The following is a 16146-nucleotide window of genomic DNA, read 5'->3' as shown; positions in this document are numbered from 1 at the left end:
CCCGTCGTTATTGCACTTTCGGGGTGTCACCCTCGATGAACTGTCAAACGTGAGTCATGAGGTGGGTATGCCCCGTTCCAGGACCCGAAGGCCCCTTAGAGGCAAGGATAGCGAGATCATGGTGGTAAAGCAAGTGGGAGGGATGAGCAACGTGGAGATCGCGGAGCGTTATGGAGTGACGGAAGGAGCGATCCGGTATCGGTTGAAACGTCTGGCAGCAGGAGCGACAGACCGTCGTACAGAGCGTATGTCCGGCGTATATCGTTACGAGGGAATTATTTCGACATGGGTGTCTGAATCGTCAGGACAGCGGCGCAGACCGGCGATCACGTTGCTGCATGGACGTCTTGTTTCGCATCACGGGTTTACGCTGAGTTATAAGGTGGACCCCATTCACGAGACAGGGATACATGAAAAACGCCCTCGTCATCCTGGATGAATTGGGCTACCAGAGCCTGGACAGGAGAGAGACCCATCTCTTCTTTCAATTCATCTCGGCGCGCTATGTCCGGGGAAGTCTCATCCTGACCAGCAACCGATCGGTACGGGAATGGGTCCAGATCTTTGCGGGAGACGAAATGGCCACCAAGGCCATCCTGGACCGCATTCTTCATCGATCCCACATTCTGTCCATCGACGGACGGAGTTACCGCCTGAAAGATCTGGAAGCCATCCTACGAGGAGGTCAAGCATGAAAAAACAACACCAACAACAGACCCCCCTCCCGCTCTTCTTCTTTTTCTCTCATCTCGTAAAAATACGCGCCAATCTATCTCGTAAAACTACGCGCCGATTGACAGGTCCCGAATGGATGCCCGAAGGATCGAAGATCTGGAGGGTACCGTCTACTGTCTACTGCCTTATTCTTTCGGAAGGAAGAGCTTTGCGGCGAGGAGGGCGTCGGCGGGGATGAGGCAGAAGAATGCCATGGTGGTGAAGAAGCCCACAGGGCTTCTGTGAGCCGCGATCTGCCCGACGTCAAGGACAACAAGCAGGATCACACCGCAGATGAGGATGCCGATCAGGATCCACACGGCATCTCCCAGGGATTTCAAAACCGTTCGCATCGGCTGAATGAGAGGACCCTTTTCCTGGACAAAGGCGGATCGAAACCCGAAAAAGAAGATCGAACCCCAGAACAGAATCGCAATCAGCGGAAAGATGGCCATAACGAAGCACCTCCATGGAGAATTTCGGGACCCATCGAGATAGGGCATCCCGGCACCCGATCCTATTGTATACGATCCATGTACCTGTCTATTCCGAAAGTCGGTCACTACTCAATACTCTGTGGTCCTATGGCGTTTCAACCCAATATATGGGATAATCATCGATCATGCGAATTGCTGTTCTCGGTTCGGGAAGCAAGGGAAATGCTTACCTTGTGATCCAGGGGGAGACTCTCATCCTGGTCGATGCAGGCTTTTCCCACCGCCGGCTCACCCATCGGATGCTGGAGATCGGCTGCCAGTTCGAAGATCTGGCTGCCATATTCATCACCCACGAACATGGCGACCATGTATCCTCCCTGCGAACGATTCAGAAGCGGAGACCCATCCCGACCTATGCCAGCCCGGGCACGGTGAAGGCCCTGGAGGCATCCGGGCTGGGACATCCCACCCTTCAATCCATTCAGGGACCGATGGCGATCAATGGCCTCCGTGTAACGCCATTTTCCGTACCCCACGACGCAGCCGAACCTGTCGGGTTCCGGATTGAGGGAGACAAAGGTGCCAGCATCGGTATCGCCACGGACATGGGAACCATGCCCGCCTCCGTCCTCCATTCTCTCCGGGGTGTCACAACCCTGATTCTTGAGAGCAACCACGACGAGGAGATGCTCATCCAGGGTCCCTATCCATGGGACGTCAAACAGAGAATTCGTTCCCGGCATGGACATCTCTCCAACCAGCAGGTCCGGGAATTTCTTCCTGAACTGATCCACAGCAGGCTCACATCCCTCGTGCTCGCTCATCTGAGCGAACACAACAACCTGCCAGAGATGGCAGACCTTTCCGCCCGTGAAGTCCTTAAGACGGAAGGGGCGACTCATGTTAAGATGGAGGTAGCCGCACAGCACTCCATCACCTATCCCTTGGAGGTTTGAATGAAGTTCAAGGTCGAGGTGTTTTTAAAAGACGTTGTCCTGGATCCTCAGGGCAAGACCATCCAGAAAGCCATCCAGTCGCTTGGATATGACCGGGTCCATGGAGTACGGGCCGGGAAGGTCTTCATGATGGAGATCGACACCGCCAATGAGACTGAAGGTCTGGCCATCGCAGAAGACCTGGCCCAGAAGCTCCTGGCCAATACCGTCATCGAGACCGCCAGGGTTACTCCCGTTCCATGAAAGTCGCCGTCGTTACCTTTCCGGGTTCCAACTGTGACGAAGACGTCGAGCATGTACTGAATCACGTCATCGGCCTTCCGGCCCAGAGAATCTGGCACAGGGAAGAAGATCTTTCATCCTACGACGCGATCGTCATGCCCGGCGGATTTGCCCACGGAGATTACCTCAGGGCCGGTGCCATCGCCCGATTTTCCCCTGTCATGAACGAGGTAATCCGAATGGCCAGGAATGGATTTCCTGTCATCGGCATCTGCAACGGGTTCCAGGTTCTGCTGGAATCCGGCCTCCTCCCAGGAGCCATGTTGAGGAACGCCCATCTCAAGTTCCTCTGTCAGGATGTCCATCTTCGGGTTGAACAGACCGGGACTCCCTTTACGACCGCGTATGACCGAAACCAGGTCATCCGCGTACCCATCGCCCACATGGAGGGAAACTACTTTGCCCCGCCCGATCTCATTGAGGAGCTGGAAGCAAACGGTCAAATTGTTTTTCGGTACGTTCATCCAGATGGCCGCAGGGAGGACACCGCTTTCGAAGCCAACCCTAACGGGGCTCTTCACTCCATCGCGGGAATACGAAACCGGGAAGGAAACGTCGTGGGCCTCATGCCCCATCCCGAACGGTGCAGTGAGTCTGTCCTGGGGAATACAGACGGACGGAAAGTATTTGACAGCCTTCTGAACCACCTGAGAGGTGATCAATGAATATCATGGCGCCGGCAACGATGGAGGATGCCAGAGACCACGGCCTGACGCCGGAAGAATTTGATCGGGCACGATCGATCCTGGGCCGCACTCCCAACATGGTGGAACTTGGCATCTTCTCCGTCCTCTGGTCCGAGCACTGTTCCTATAAGAGTTCCAAAGTCCACCTGCGCAAGTTCCCGACGGAGGCACCCTGGGTTCTTCAGGGACCGGGGGAAAACGCGGGAATCGTGGATATCGGCGACGGCTGGGCCGTGGCCTTCAAGATGGAAAGCCATAACCACCCTTCCTTTATCGAACCTTACCAGGGCGCGGCCACGGGCGTGGGTGGGATCCTCCGGGACGTCTTCACCATGGGTGCCCGATGCATAGCCTGCATGGATTCTCTTCGCTTCGGGGACATCGATGCACCTCGAATGCGCTTTCTTGTGGATGGCGTGGTTGGCGGTATTGCCGGCTACGGCAACTGCATGGGCATTCCTACGATCGGGGGAGAAACCACCTTTTTCCCCGCCTATGATAAGAATATCCTCGTGAATGCCTTCGCCCTGGGTGTCGTGCGCCACGACGCCATCTTTCGAGCCCACGCATCCGGCGCGGGGAACCCTGTGATCTATGTAGGCTCCAAAACGGGACGGGACGGAATCCACGGAGCCACCATGGCCTCGGAGGAATTCGACAAGGATTCCGAAGCCAAACGTCCCAATGTCCAGGTTGGTGATCCCTTCACCGAAAAGCTGCTCATGGAGGCCTGTCTCCAGCTCATGCAGGGCGATGCCGTCGTTGGAATCCAGGACATGGGCGCGGCCGGACTCACTTCATCTTCCTTCGAAATGTGCGGACGGGCCGGCACGGGTATGCGATTGAACCTGGATGCCGTGCCCCTGCGGGAAGAGGGAATGAATCCTTACGAGATCATGCTCTCGGAAAGCCAGGAACGCATGTTGATCGTAGCCACATCGGGACGTGAGCAGGAGGTTCTGGATCTCTTTGCTCACTGGGGTCTGGATGCCACCGTGGTCGCTGTTGTCACCGATGACGGCGTTGTGCGGGCAACCTGGAGGGGCCAGGAGGTTCTGGCCATCCCTGCGGAGCCTCTCTCGACGCAAAGCCCCGTGTACAACCGACCCACGGTGCGGCCCGCCTACCTGGATGAACTTACCGGGGAAGAGGATCTTATTCTTCCTCCGCCATCCGACATGTCAGAGGAGCTGCGTTCCTTCATCGCATCTCCCAACCTCTGCTCAAAGCGATGGATCTGGCGGCAATACGATCACATGGTCCGCATTAACACGGCCGTAACTCCCGGACTGGGAGCCGGTGTCATCCGAATCGTCGGCACAAACCGTGCGGTGGCAATGACAAGCGACGTTAATCCTCTTTACTGCTACCTCGATCCCCGAAACGGAACGGCCCATGCCGTCGCCGAAGCAGCATTAAACCTTGCCTGCGTGGGAGCAAAACCTCTGGGGCTCACGGATTGTCTCAACTTTGGAAACCCGGAGAAACCCGACATCATGTATCAGTTTGCCGAAAGCGTCGAAGGAATGGCGGAGGCTTGTCGTGCACTCGAAATTCCCGTGGTTTCGGGAAATGTAAGCTTCTACAACGAAACCGAGGGAGAAGCAATCTGGCCTACACCAACGGTAGCCGTCGTGGGTGTTGTGGACAGTGTGGACCACCTCCCCGTCCACAGCCTGACACCCGGCGCCAGGGTCTTCCTTGTCGGTGAAGCGGAAACCCGCCTCGCAGCCAGCCTCTACGCCTACACGAAGGGAAGCCTTACCGGACGAATTCCCGGCCTAGACCTTCCGGGAATCAGGAAAACTGCCGATACCATACGGGAAGCCTTCTCTCTCGATCTGGTCGAGGCCGCACACGACATTTCCACCGGAGGTCTGGCCGCGGCTGTTTCAGAGCTGGCAGCTTTTTATCGAACAGGGATCACTCTTTCCCCGCAGGTGGTAGATCCGCTTCGAACCCTCTTTGGGGAAGGATGCGGGACGGCCCTTGTGATTTCAAACGACCCCGATCGTCTCAAAACCCACTTTACGCAAAACGGTGTATCGGTGCAGGAACTGGGGAAGGTCGGAGGAGATCGGTTCACTATTGAGGGAACCGGTGTGGATCTGTCTCTTCAGGATCTGATCGATGCTTACGAGGAAACTCTTCCCCAGATTTTGGAGGTCTGAATGTGCGGAGTATTCGGCATTGCCGGCCATGAAGACGCCGTCACCCTGACCTGCCAGGCCCTGCAGGGTCTTCAGCACCGGGGCCAGGAGAGTACGGGGCTCGCCGTATTCCAGGACGGCCTGATCAACGTCAAGGTCGGGATGGGTCTCGTGGCAGACATCTTCAAGCCCAAGGCTATCATGGAATTTTCGGGGGATACCGCCATTGGTCACGTCCGTTACTCCACCGCCGGTTCCAGTTCCCTCATCAATGCCCAGCCCATCAAGGCCCAGACATCCAAGGGCCGGATCGCCATTGCGCACAACGGAAACCTGGTCAATGCAAAACAGCTACGCCAGCAGCTGGTAGGCGGCGGCGCCATCTTCGCGGGAAACTCGGATACTGAAGTCATCATGCACCTCATTGCCCGCTCGAAAAAGAAAAAGATAGAAGACGCCATTCTGGATGCTCTCTCCCGGGTCGAAGGCGCCTACACCCTGACGATCCTCCTTCCCGGACGTGTCATGGGTGTGCGGGACCCCAATGGATTCCGTCCCCTCTTTCTGGGAAAGAAGGACGGCGCGTACTGTTTTGCCTCTGAAGTCGCATCCTTTCGACTGATCGGAGCGGAGACGATTCGCGAAGTCGAACCGGGGGAAGTGATCATTGCCGAAGGTGAAAACCTCCATATCATTCCGTGGAAAACCGGCCAGAGGGTCACATTCTGCATCTTCGAGCACGTCTATTTTTCCCGTCCGGACAGTGTCTATTCCGGGCATCCCGTTGCGGCAACCCGGAGAAAGTTCGGCCATCGCCTTGCGGAAGAGCAACCCGCCGAGGCGGACATTGTCGTTCCCGTTCCCGATTCCGGCGTCTTCGCTGCTCTTGGGTACGCGGAACGTGCCAATATCCCCCTTGAGTTTGGTCTGATCCGGGCCCACCATATCGGTCGCACCTTCATCGAACCCGACCAGAAGACCCGGAGGGTCGGCGTCTACCGGAAGCTTGCCCCGGTGGAGCATCTCCTCCGGGGAAAGCGTGTGGTTCTGATCGATGACTCCATCGTGCGCGGAACGACCATGAATCAGATCGTCAACATGATTCGTGACGCAGGGGCCCGGGAAGTCCACGTGAGGATTTCCTGCCCACCCATCCGCTTCTCCTGTTTCTATGGAATCGACACTCCCAAGTCGGAGGAACTGATCGCCCATGCAGCGACCGTCGAGGAAATTTGCCATTTCATTGAGGCGGACTCCCTGGGTTACCTCTCCCTGGATGGCATGCTGGAGGCCATTGGCGGGGAAAATACCTATTGCACGGCCTGCTGGGACGGAGCCTATCCGGTGGGATTTGAGGGAGAAAAACAGGCCACGCTCTTTGAGCACGAGATGAAAGATAAGGAGATTAAAGCCTGATATGGACGCCTACAAGAAAGCCGGTGTCGACATCAGCGCCCAGGACCGGGCGCTTCGCCGGGTCAAGGATCTCCTGAAGAGTACCGCCAATGACCAGGTTCTCACGGAACTGGGAGCCTTTGGATCCTGCTTTGCCATACCATCCGACCGGTTTAAAGAACCGGTTTTTGTCGCATCATCGGATGGTGTCGGCACGAAGATCCGTATTGCCATCGATGCAGGACGATGCGCCGGGATCGGGGTTGACCTCGTCAACCACTGTGTCAACGATGTCCTGGTTCAGGGAGCCCTCACACCCCTCTTTTTCCTGGATTACTACGCCGCCGGCCGTCTCGACCCCGACAGGATGGTGGAAGTGGTGGAGGGCCTGGCAGCGGCCTGCCGTGAAAACGGCATGGCTCTCATCGGAGGGGAGACTGCGGAAATGCCAGGCTTCTATACCGAGGGTGTCTTTGATCTGGCAGGATTTATTGTCGCCGCGGCAGAACGTTCCGAGCTCCTGCCCCGTCCCGGGATTGCGTCCGGTGACGTGGCCGTAGGCCTCCCCAGCAATGGACTGCACACCAACGGATACTCTCTGGCCCGCAGGATTGTCTTCGAGAAAATGAAATTGAAAGTCGATTCCAGACTGCCCGGCATTGGTACAACCGTGGCGGAAGAGCTTCTTCGATCCCACCGTTCCTACTTGTCGATCCTTCGGGATCCGGTGAGAATGGGATGGGTCAAGGGACTCGCTCATATTACCGGAGGCGGTCTGACTGATAATATTCCCCGTATTCTTCCCAAAGGATGCGACTGTGTCATCCAGGTGGGATCATGGGAGATCCCCGAGATTTTCCATCTCTTTCAGCGGGAAGGCAAGGTAGCCACCGAAGAGATGTTTCAGGTATTCAATATGGGAATTGGAATGGTTGCCATCGTAGGGCCTGACCACCTGTCCGACTTCAGTTCTTATCTCAAGGACCATGGCCACCCATTCAACATTATCGGATCAATCCACGAGGGATCCCGTCATGTCGTCTACAACCTTCGTGGATAAGCAGGGGACTCTTTTCGTCCTCCTTTCAGGAAGAGGCAGTAACTTTCTGGCTATTCATGATGCAATCCAGAAGGGTGATCTGAAAGCCGACATCGTCGGTGTCCTTTCCAACGTACCGGATGCACCCGGAATCGAGAGTGCGAAATCTTTCGGATATACCGTCCATGTTCTTCCCCACACGGGAATGAAGCGCGGGGAACACGAGGAACAGGTCGCTGCAGTAATCGATCAGGTCAATCCCGATCTTATCGTCCTCGCAGGCTACATGCGGATCCTTTCCCCGGATTTTGTCGCGAAATATCACCACCGCATCGTCAACATCCACCCGGCCCTTCTCCCCTCCTTTCCGGGCATTCATGCCCAGGAACAGGCGCACGCCTATGGCGTGAAAATCGCCGGATGCACCGTGCACTTCGTGGATGAAGGAACCGACACGGGACCCATTATTCTCCAGAAAGTCGTACCGGTGTATGACACGGATGATGTGGACACTCTGGCAGCCCGAATCCTGGAACAGGAACATAAGGCCTATGCCGAGGCCATCCAGATCGTGCTGGACGGCAACTGGGCCCTGGAGGGACGACGATTTGTCCGAACCTGAAACCAGGGTCAGGGCATGCTGCGTCTTTCACGGCCGGGTTCAGGGCGTCTTCTTTCGGGCTCATACGGAGGCTTATGCCGTTTCCGCCCACCTGACCGGATGGGTGCGGAACCTTCCCGACGGAACCGTGGAGGCTCTCTTTGAAGGACGGAAGGAAGACATCCTGGCAGTGATCCATCGCTGCCGGTACGACCAGCCTCACGCGAAGGTGACGGACATCGATCTGGAATGGTGCAAGGCTACGGGAGAGTTTCACAGCTTTTCGATCCACCGCTGAGCCCGGAAATTCCTTTTCCTGACTGGCAAATCCCCCTATTTTCATCCCACCTGGCCCTGAAACTTGAATTTCGGTCTCTTTTTGATCCGGAATAGCAAATGGAAGACAGGTTTCACCCCCAAGATCTTGGGGGTGGTCAACTTCCACAACAGAGCAACCCGAAACTATAATATTCTCAAATAACTCATATATTTATATTTATAAAATTTCAACCTTCAGCTCGCCTGCCATGATCCTGTGCAGGATTTCCACAATAAGAATTCACCCTATCGTGCCTATTGACAAACGAAAAAACTGGGAGGAGAATTTGCCAAATGCTAAAAGAAACCAGCTCGAAAGACGACGAACCTCCACTTATCTCCTTAGAGGCTGTGTCGACCGACGACGGCCCGAAGGAGTCTCAACCTCCCAGTTCAACCTATCCCTTTTCACCATGGCATGACTGGCGATGGCAAATGCGGAACCGCATCCGTACGGTCGAGGAGCTTCTTCGATACTACCCCGACCTCCCGGGAGCGAATGAGATCGACTCCGCGTCCAGGACCTTTGCCATGGCGATCACACCCTACTACGCCTCTCTGATCCGGGAACTGAATCCACGGGACCCGGTTTTCCGGATGAGCGTGCCTTCGGGAGACGAACTGGTTGATCCTGCCTTCCTGCACAGTGACCCGCTGGAGGAGGATCATGACATGCCCGTTCCGGGACTGGTTCACCGTTACCCCGACCGGGCCCTGATCATTACGACTTCCACCTGCGCTGTTTATTGCCGGCACTGCACGCGAAAGCGTGTGGCGGGACGCAGGGAAGGACAGAACACGCTGATCCATCTTGACCTGTGGGTATCCTATTTAAAATCCCACCCGGAAATCCACGATGTGGTCCTCTCGGGAGGCGATCCTTTCACACTGCCCACTCCGACGCTGGAGCGTGTACTGCAGGCCATCCGGGCCGTTCCCTCCATAGATTTAATCCGAATCGGGACCCGCACACCGGTCACCCTTCCGATGCGAATCACACCGGGACTTTGCAGGATGTTGAAAAAATACCACCCTGTATGGGTGAACACACATTTCAACCATCCGCAGGAGTGGTCTCAGGCTTCTGCGGAAGCCTGCGCTCGCCTCGTCGATGCCGGTATTCCCCTGGGAAACCAGACAGTTCTTCTCAAGGGGATCAACGACGATCCGCGTGTGATGGAGGTCCTTATGCGGACCCTGGTCCGGGGTCGGGTACGCCCTTATTACATCTTCCAGTGCGACCTGGTTCACGGTGCCGAACACTTTCGAACTCCCCTTTCCAGGGGGATCGAGATCATGGAATACTTGCGAGGGCGGATCAGCGGGCTGGCCATTCCCACATTCGTGGTGGATGCTCCCGGTGGAGGCGGCAAGATTCCCGTCAACCCGAACTATATCGTCTCCATGAGCCCGACCCACACGGTCCTTCGGAACTTTGAAGGCATGCTGATCGCCTATCCCGAACCGGGAATCGAGCCCAGGGTGGAGGATATTTCCGCACCTTCCGTACCTTCGGTCTGGGATCTATCCACGGGAAGAATCCCTTCACTGGTTCCGGAAAAGACGGCACGAATGCGCCGCCGATCCTCGAACAAGCACCGCACCTCCCGCGTCGTCGGCCTGAAGTAGTCGCAGGATAAGGGGACACCGTTCCCATGTTCACGATTCGTCAGATTCACGACGACGTCCTGCATGCCAACCGCCAGGTGTTGGAACAGGTTCAGACCATCTTTCGCTCCCACTTTCCTTCTGTGGCGGACTACGCGGACAGGATTCCTGACATGCTCCGCAACCCCTTCGAGTTCGGATATCGATCGATCCTTCTGATCTCCGAGTCCAGGGGCGGTGCAGTTTCGGGTTTTTCCCTCTTTCTCCATTTTCCCGAAATCAACAGTTCCCTCCTGGATTTCATCGCGGTGCGCCGGGGAACACGAGGTGGCGGGGTCGGAGGCGCGCTCTATGAAGCCACGCGAAGGTATCTCATGGAATTGAAATCCCGGGGCCTGTTCATGGAAGTCCTTCCGGACGATCCTCAGGTCATCCAGGACCCGGCCCTGCTGAAGGAAAATCGGAAGCGACTTAAATTTTATGAGCACTACGGCGTCTTTCCCATCATCGGAACCGATTATGAAACCCCGGTGGGAGACGATCCTGTCGCGCCCATGCTTCTCTTTGATGGTCTGGGGCGAAAAAACTCTTTAAAACGTTCGGAAGCGAGAGCCGCAGTCCGATTAATTCTACGCCGAAAGTACTATGATCTCGTCGGACAGGACTACATCGAACGCGTTGTCGAATCCTTCATCGACGATCCCGTACGCTTCCGGGATGCCCGGTACCTGACGCCCAATCACGAAGCTCCTGTTCTGCTCCCGGTGAGCCTGCAGAAATCGATTGCAATGGTCTACTCGGACAACCATCGAATCCACCACCTCCACGAGAGGGGGTACGTGGAACGCCCCGCTCGAGTGGACACCCTGGTGGACGCGGTTTCACGCATGAAGATTGCAGACACCGTGCCGGTTCGCCACTTTGGAGGAGATGTCCTCCGAACCGTCCACGACACGAACTTTGTCTCATATCTCAAGGCGGCCTGCGCTACGATCAAGGACGGTCCTCCCGTCTACCCGTATGTCTTTCCCGTGCGGCGACCCGAGCGCCGCCCGAAGGAGCTGGCCCTTCGCGCCGGGTATTACTGTTTTGACACCTTCACGCCCCTGGATGTCAAGGCCTATAACGCCGCAAGATCCGCCGTGGACGTCGCCATGACCGCCGCTGAAGAACTCCTGTCAGGTCGCCGGATTGTCTATGCTCTCTGCCGCCCGCCCGGACACCATGCGGAACGAAGGCTTTTTGGAGGCTTCTGCTATTTCAGCAACGCAGCTCTTGCCGCAAACCGTCTTTCGAAGGAGGGCCGTGTCGCCATCCTCGATATCGATTTTCATCACGGGAATGGCCAGCAGGACATTTTCTACACACGCAGGGACGTGCTCACGCTGTCGATTCACGGCCACCCAAACTATGCCTACCCCTACTTCAGCGGCTTTGCCGATGAAATCGGAGAGGGGGACGGCCGCGGCTTTAATCGGAACTTTCCCCTTCCTGAAGACGCCGACGAAACCAGGTATATGGAAGCTTTTTCCCGTGCTCTCGGCATGATTCAGGACTTCAAGCCATCCTTTCTGGTTCTCTGCCTCGGGTTTGACATTTTGCGGGGAGATCCGACGGGATCCTTCCTTCTTGGCCCCGATGTGATGGCAACCATCGGAAAACGTCTTGCTTCCATGTACCTTCCCATCCTGATTGTCCAGGAAGGCGGGTATACGCTTCGCAATCTACGTCGCGGAATCACCCGACTCTTCACCGGCATTACACAGGGGCTCAGCGCCCGGGAGATCACCTCATGATCCATCAGATCGGCATCACCTATGACCTGCGCTCGGACTACCTCGCCATGGGCTTCACAGAGGAAGCCGTGGCTGAATTCGATTCCGATCGCACGCTCGAAGCTCTTCATGGAACCCTTCTTGACCTCGGGTACGAGGTAGAGCGGATCGGCCATGTTCGTAACCTCGTTCGTGCCCTTGCCGAGGGACGTACCTGGGACCTGGTCTTTAACATTGCCGAAGGAATTGGCGGCCGATGCCGGGAAGCCCAGGTACCTGCGATCCTGGAAGCCTACGGTATCCCCTACACCTTTGCCGATCCTCTAATCTGTGCCCTCACCCTGGATAAAGCATTCGCCAAGAGAGTGGTGGCTGCCGCAGGCCTGAACACACCCCGGCACATTGTCGGCAGTTCCTGGAACGAGTTGGAAGATCACAACCTCCTCTATCCCCTTTTCGTGAAGCCCAATGAAGAAGGGACCGGAAAGGGGATTGATTCACGTTCGCGAGTGGATACTCCAGAGGATTACAGGGCTCTCTGCCTTGAACTCCTGGATCGTTCCCTGGCCCCCATTCTCGTGGAGGAATTTCTGCCCGGCAGGGAGTTCACCACGGCCGTGCTGGGGACCGGAAACCGTGCCCTTGCCCTGGGTACGATGGAAGTGACGATTCTTAATCCTGAAAACCGGGGAATCTATTCCTACGAAACCAAGGAAAATTGCGACGAACTGGTCCGATATACCCGTCTCGAGGACGGTCCCCTTAAGGATGACCTTCAGGCTCTGGCCCTGGCAGCTTACCGGGTCCTCGAGTGCAGAGATGCCGGCCGTGTGGATCTCAGGCTCGACAGGCTGGGAAAACCCAGCTTTATTGAGGTGAATCCCCTGGCCGGCCTCATGCCCGGACACTCTGATCTGCCCATGATTGCAGGATGGGAGGGAGTCTCCTATCCCGAACTGATCCGACGCATCATCGAAAGTGCCTCAGAGCGTTGTGCACCCGGTCGTCTCACCGAACCCCGCCTTGCAGGACTCACGGATCAGACTCCGTCTTCCGGAGCTACGCTGTGAGTACCCCGGCGGCCCCCCGGATTCTCATCCTGCACAACACTCCCGGAGAGAGCGTGGGCGGATGTGTGGAAAGTGAATCGGGAGTCATGGACCAGGTCCATGCCGTTGAGGAGGCGCTCAACCTTCTCGGTATCCCCTTTCGAATTCTGGCGGTCCAGGACCTTACCGAGCTGACAAACCTCATGGCCCAGGCCCCCGAACCCAGGGTGATCAACCTGGTTGAGTCACTCAAGGGCAGTGCAGCCCTGGCGGCCCGGGTTCCCGACATCTGTGAAGCCTTCGGCAAGGGCTGCAGCGGTAATTCAAGTCTTACCCTTGATCTCACGCTTAACAAAACATGGACCAAGGCGGTCCTCTTCGCCGCCGGGCTTCCCGTTCCACGGGGAATTACGATTCCTCCTGGAACGTCCCTGCCCGTAAGTGTCAACCTGCCCCGGGGAAAGCTGATCGTTAAACCCGATTGCGTCGATGCCAGCGAAGGTCTTGATGGCACGTCTTCCATATTTAACGGTTCCTCCGATGCACTGTGGGAAACCGTACGAAACCTGCACAATCGATTCGGTCATCCGGTAATTGTGGAAGCCCTGGTGGGATCGAGAGAACTCAACGTCTCCGTCTTACAGACGGACGGCCACATTGAAGTCCTCCCTCTGGCGGAGATCGACTTTTCGGCCTTTCCCAGGGACAAGCCGAGAATTGTCGATTATGCCGCAAAGTGGAAGTCCGATTCCTTTGAGTACAACAACACGCCCAGGGTGATCCCAGCTCCCCTCGAGGAGGAGACCGCCAACAGGATTCGTGCCCTGGCCATGGCGGCCTTTCGGGTGACCCACTGCCGGGATTATGCACGTGTCGATTTCCGCATGGGAAAAAATGGTGAACTTCATATTCTGGAGGTTAACGCCAATCCCGACATTTCTCCCGATGCCGGCTTTTCAGCCGCCCTTGCGGCGGCCGGCCAACCCTATGCACGATTTGTTCAGATTCTCCTGGACAATATGCGTATCCGAATGGAAGGGTTTCACGAAGAGCCGGAACTGAAATTCACCCCTACATCCTCCCAGGTTGAGCCCGGCACGGTATCGATTCGTCCAACCCTGAACCAGGACCGGGAAGCCATTGTCGGTCTGGTACGGGACACCGCCTTTTTCCGACCCGAGGAAGTTGCCACTGCGGGAGAAGTCGTGGATGAAGCCGTCCACAACCCCGAAATGGGGTACATCTCTTTCACAGCCGAGATGGACGGCAGACCCGTGGGCTGGATCTGCTATGGAGCCACAGCCTGCACGGTAGGAACCTGGGATATCTACTGGATCGCGGTCGACCCTTCCCTGCAGGGACGGGGAGTCGGCAAGCTCCTGGTGCGCCATGCTGAGGAAGATATTAAACGCCGAAACGGCCGTCTTGCCGTGATTGAGACCTCCGGTCTTCCCCTCTATGCGGCCACCCAGGGGTTTTACCTCCGCCTCGGGTACACGGAAGCCGCGAGGTTGAAGGACTTTTACAATACGGGAGATGACAAGATCATCTACCTCAAGGCTCTCTAGCTACTGGTAGTGTTTTGCCTGCGGCCAGATCTCCTGAAGGGACATCTTCGGATCTTTCAGGACATAAATAGGCATGTTGTTCTCGTAGGGCATGCAATAGGTGCAGCGGGACACAGCTGCCAGCTCCACTGATCCGAATAATTCCCGATATCCTTCCTCGTTCCCTCCCATGGCAATGACAACACGTGCATTCTTTTTTCCGGGTCCCCAGATCCAGTAGGAGTTGTGGCCGGAGATGGCCGGCGGTAATTCATATTCATGTCCAAAATAGTTCACGGCACTGGCCCTGCCGTAGTTCGTCCCATAGATCACACATGCCTGCCGTTCTTCTTCGGTCAATCGCTCATACACCCGGGCCACATCGGTCGCCTTTTGTTCCCAGCCGAAGCGGTCTGCATAGAACTGGGGAAGCTCGGCCAGTTCGTTTGTCTCGGTCGTATGGGGCTGAATCCCCATTCGATCGGCCCAGGCAATATAGGTATTGACCGGAAGGACAGGAAGAGTAATGGGGGAGAGAATCATGCCGGAAAGAACAACAATAACGGGGACAAATCTCCATTTTTTCCATTTCTCCGTAAAGATTCCCTCCATCGCAAGTCCCCCGGCGGGGAATATGAAGGTGTATAGAGCCGCCAGGTACTCTGGCTTCATGTGACCCTTGGCCAGGAGAACAAGGGCTCCTGTCACCCAGACAATTCCCATGTATCGATACGCTCGTGCTCGCCGGGCCAGGAAGAGCCAGATTAGACCGCCAATCCAGAACGGAAGAGTCGATGGATTCTGCGTGGGACTCTGCCCCAGAAGAAAATCAAGGCGCGTCAATCCAGAATATTTTCCTGTTGTAGCCTCCCTGATAAATTCCAGGTGAGCCATGTCGTGGGAAAGATTCCAGAGAACATAGGGGGTGAACAGAAGAAAAGCCAGAATTCCGGCAAACCAGGGCCAGGGGGATTTAAGGAGCTTTCGGTGAGAAGTAAGAAGGAAGCCTGCAAAGAGCCCGGCCCCAACCCATAACATCCCAATCTTGTTCTGGAGACCGAGACCAAACAGGAACCCGAGGGTCATCCAGCGGGTAGGGGTAGGATCCTGGACCAACCGGACGGTCCACCATGCAATCAGGGAACAGAGGAAGAGATCGATCGCATTCATCGAGTAAACCGAACTGACGGCAATATAAAAGAGGGAAACGAAGGCGCAGAGCCCCGCCACAAGCTGAGCAAAGCGGCGGCCGCCCATATCCCGGGCCGTCAGGGAGACAAAAAACACAGTCATCGCTCCCAGAATAACGGCGGGCAGGCGCACTGCGATCATTGAGTTTCCAAAAAGCTTCACCACCCCCGCCAGAAGAAGGATCGAAAGGGGGGGATGATCGACATACCCGAAGTCCAGGTGTCCTGTGGATACAATATAATAGAGCTCGTCCCGAAAGAGTCCGTACCCGGCCCAAAGAAGGACGGCCAGGTGCAGCGTAAATTTCATTCCGGCCAGAATGACGGGAACGGTGAGATCGGTTTTTATGAGTTGTGGAGTGGATGAATTCGCCATAACAAAATATACCACAAATACAT

The 16146-nt window shown here is 56.2% G+C and carries 16 protein-coding genes; 14 read left to right on the top strand and 2 right to left on the bottom strand.

Annotated features, from left to right (window positions below):
- Together PLD04_01965 and PLD04_01960 are read left to right on the top strand one after the other, a co-directional pair.
- Positions 1–439 (top strand): sigma factor-like helix-turn-helix DNA-binding protein (locus PLD04_01965; GenBank protein ID HXK67083.1); only part of this gene is annotated, 439 nt, incomplete at its 5' end.
- Positions 411–695, top strand: coding sequence for an ATP-binding protein (locus PLD04_01960; GenBank protein ID HXK67082.1), 285 nt, complete (start codon positions 411–413; stop codon positions 693–695). The genes PLD04_01965 and PLD04_01960, both read left to right, overlap by 29 nt.
- A 165-nt stretch (positions 696–860) precedes the next feature.
- On the opposite strand, the gene PLD04_01955 is transcribed toward PLD04_01960, so the two are convergent.
- Positions 861–1169, bottom strand: coding sequence for a hypothetical protein (locus PLD04_01955; protein HXK67081.1), 309 nt, complete (start codon positions 1167–1169; stop codon positions 861–863).
- 167 nt (positions 1170–1336) lie between these two features.
- Between PLD04_01955 and PLD04_01950 the strand changes: the two genes are divergently transcribed.
- The 12 genes from PLD04_01950 (at position 1337) to PLD04_01895 (ending at position 14578) form a co-directional block, all read left to right on the top strand.
- Positions 1337–2107 carry an MBL fold metallo-hydrolase gene (locus tag PLD04_01950; protein HXK67080.1) on the top strand — a complete coding sequence of 257 codons (771 nt, stop codon included), beginning with the start codon at positions 1337–1339 and terminating at the stop codon, positions 2105–2107.
- Positions 2108–2350, top strand: coding sequence for a phosphoribosylformylglycinamidine synthase subunit PurS (gene purS / locus PLD04_01945; GenBank protein HXK67079.1), 243 nt, complete (start codon positions 2108–2110; stop codon positions 2348–2350). It begins immediately after the preceding gene.
- Positions 2347–3054: a phosphoribosylformylglycinamidine synthase subunit PurQ gene (purQ, locus tag PLD04_01940; GenBank protein HXK67078.1), complete on the top strand. Its 708-nt coding sequence runs from the start codon at positions 2347–2349 to the stop codon at positions 3052–3054. The genes purS and purQ overlap by 4 nt, the downstream gene beginning before the upstream one ends.
- Positions 3051–5246: a phosphoribosylformylglycinamidine synthase subunit PurL gene (purL, locus tag PLD04_01935; protein HXK67077.1), complete on the top strand. Its 2196-nt coding sequence runs from the start codon at positions 3051–3053 to the stop codon at positions 5244–5246. The genes purQ and purL overlap by 4 nt, the downstream gene beginning before the upstream one ends.
- Positions 5247–6641, top strand: a complete 1395-nt coding sequence (gene purF, locus PLD04_01930) for an amidophosphoribosyltransferase (protein HXK67076.1) — start codon at positions 5247–5249, stop codon at positions 6639–6641. It abuts the gene before it with no gap.
- Between the two features lies 1 nt (position 6642).
- On the top strand, positions 6643–7680 hold the full coding sequence (gene purM, locus PLD04_01925; GenBank protein ID HXK67075.1) for a phosphoribosylformylglycinamidine cyclo-ligase: 1038 nt from the start codon (positions 6643–6645) through the stop codon (positions 7678–7680).
- Positions 7655–8281, top strand: a complete 627-nt coding sequence (gene purN, locus PLD04_01920) for a phosphoribosylglycinamide formyltransferase (protein ID HXK67074.1) — start codon at positions 7655–7657, stop codon at positions 8279–8281. The genes purM and purN overlap by 26 nt, the downstream gene beginning before the upstream one ends.
- A complete protein-coding gene (locus PLD04_01915) occupies positions 8268–8558 on the top strand; it encodes an acylphosphatase (GenBank protein ID HXK67073.1) in 291 nt (96 codons plus the stop codon). Before purN ends, PLD04_01915 begins: the two co-directional genes overlap by 14 nt.
- 314 nt (positions 8559–8872) lie before the next feature.
- Positions 8873–10207, top strand: a complete 1335-nt coding sequence (locus PLD04_01910; protein ID HXK67072.1) for a KamA family radical SAM protein — start codon at positions 8873–8875, stop codon at positions 10205–10207.
- A 26-nt stretch (positions 10208–10233) separates the two neighbouring features.
- Positions 10234–11982 carry a histone deacetylase family protein gene (locus PLD04_01905; GenBank protein ID HXK67071.1) on the top strand — a complete coding sequence of 583 codons (1749 nt, stop codon included), beginning with the start codon at positions 10234–10236 and terminating at the stop codon, positions 11980–11982.
- On the top strand, positions 11979–13031 hold the full coding sequence (locus PLD04_01900) for a D-alanine--D-alanine ligase (GenBank protein HXK67070.1): 1053 nt from the start codon (positions 11979–11981) through the stop codon (positions 13029–13031). The genes PLD04_01905 and PLD04_01900 overlap by 4 nt, the downstream gene beginning before the upstream one ends.
- Positions 13028–14578, top strand: a complete 1551-nt coding sequence (locus tag PLD04_01895; protein ID HXK67069.1) for a GNAT family N-acetyltransferase — start codon at positions 13028–13030, stop codon at positions 14576–14578. Before PLD04_01900 ends, PLD04_01895 begins: the two co-directional genes overlap by 4 nt.
- Here the strand turns inward: PLD04_01895 and PLD04_01890 are convergent, their stop codons facing one another.
- Positions 14579–16123: a glycosyltransferase family 39 protein gene (locus tag PLD04_01890; protein ID HXK67068.1), complete on the bottom strand. Its 1545-nt coding sequence runs from the start codon at positions 16121–16123 to the stop codon at positions 14579–14581.
- Between the last annotated feature and the right edge of the window lie 23 nt (positions 16124–16146).

The organism is Thermoanaerobaculia bacterium (assembly GCA_035593605.1).
Classification (GTDB): Bacteria; Acidobacteriota; Thermoanaerobaculia; order UBA2201; family DAOSWS01; genus DAOSWS01.
Note: the sequence above shows the minus strand (reverse complement) of the source record. Positions and strands in the feature narration are given on the sequence as shown.

Bases quoted from the DNA above. Each gene is read 5' to 3' on its own strand.
- PLD04_01960 (HXK67082.1), top strand. From the start codon at position 411: ATGAAAAACGCCCTCGTCATCCTGGATGAATTGGGCTACCAGAGCCTG.
- PLD04_01955 (HXK67081.1), bottom strand. From the start codon at position 1,169: ATGGCCATCTTTCCGCTGATTGCGATTCTGTTCTGGGGTTCGATCTTC.
- PLD04_01950 (HXK67080.1), top strand. From the start codon at position 1,337: ATGCGAATTGCTGTTCTCGGTTCGGGAAGCAAGGGAAATGCTTACCTT.
- purS (HXK67079.1), top strand. From the start codon at position 2,108: ATGAAGTTCAAGGTCGAGGTGTTTTTAAAAGACGTTGTCCTGGATCCT.
- purQ (HXK67078.1), top strand. From the start codon at position 2,347: ATGAAAGTCGCCGTCGTTACCTTTCCGGGTTCCAACTGTGACGAAGAC.
- purL (HXK67077.1), top strand. From the start codon at position 3,051: ATGAATATCATGGCGCCGGCAACGATGGAGGATGCCAGAGACCACGGC.
- purF (HXK67076.1), top strand. From the start codon at position 5,247: ATGTGCGGAGTATTCGGCATTGCCGGCCATGAAGACGCCGTCACCCTG.
- purM (HXK67075.1), top strand. From the start codon at position 6,643: ATGGACGCCTACAAGAAAGCCGGTGTCGACATCAGCGCCCAGGACCGG.
- purN (HXK67074.1), top strand. From the start codon at position 7,655: ATGTCGTCTACAACCTTCGTGGATAAGCAGGGGACTCTTTTCGTCCTC.
- PLD04_01910 (HXK67072.1), top strand. From the start codon at position 8,873: ATGCTAAAAGAAACCAGCTCGAAAGACGACGAACCTCCACTTATCTCC.
- PLD04_01905 (HXK67071.1), top strand. From the start codon at position 10,234: ATGTTCACGATTCGTCAGATTCACGACGACGTCCTGCATGCCAACCGC.
- PLD04_01900 (HXK67070.1), top strand. From the start codon at position 11,979: ATGATCCATCAGATCGGCATCACCTATGACCTGCGCTCGGACTACCTC.
- PLD04_01890 (HXK67068.1), bottom strand. From the start codon at position 16,123: ATGGCGAATTCATCCACTCCACAACTCATAAAAACCGATCTCACCGTT.